General features: G+C 69.5%; 1 pseudogene. It reads right to left on the bottom strand.

Going from position 1 to position 512, the window contains the following annotated elements:
• Positions 1-100: 100 nt before the first annotated feature.
• A pseudogene (locus A5780_RS40995) lies at positions 101-512 on the bottom strand (hypothetical protein); the annotation flags it as partial.

Here is a 512-nt window from a genome sequence, read left to right as displayed (position 1 = left end):
GTGTCGCCGGTGTGGACGGCGTAGCCGTGGCCGTGCGGGTTGGCCAGCGCGCCGCCGTGCAGGGCGTCGAGGTCGGGAGCTTGGCCGGGTTTGTAGTAAGTCAGGATGCACACGCGAGGGCCTCCAATTCGTCGGTCAGGCAGCGGTATTCGGGGCGGGCGGCCAGCCACGCGGTGAACGCGGTCCATTCCCAGCCGCGGCGGCGGGCGATATCGGCGGCTGAGAGGGTGCGGGTGTATTCGACGGAGGCGTCGGCGAAGGCGAGCGCCGCTTGCACCTCGCGCGTGTGCAGAGAGCTGGCGAACACCCGCAGCTCGAAGGTGTCCTCGGGGCACACATTGATTGCCCGGTATCGGAGCGCGCCTCCGGTTTCACCCTTGGCGTGGGCGGCGGCGTTGGCGCGGGCACCGGGGTCGAATACGGCCCACTGCTCGGAGTCGCGGCGCGCCAGCACTTTGACGTGGGATTCGTTGCGGTAGACGAACTTCAGCCACCGGTAGGTGTGGGCGGGT

Source organism: Nocardia sp. 852002-20019_SCH5090214 (assembly GCF_001665865.1).
GTDB classification, from domain to species: Bacteria; Actinomycetota; Actinomycetes; order Mycobacteriales; family Mycobacteriaceae; genus Nocardia; species Nocardia nova.
This window is presented reverse-complemented; position numbering and strand designations above follow the sequence as displayed.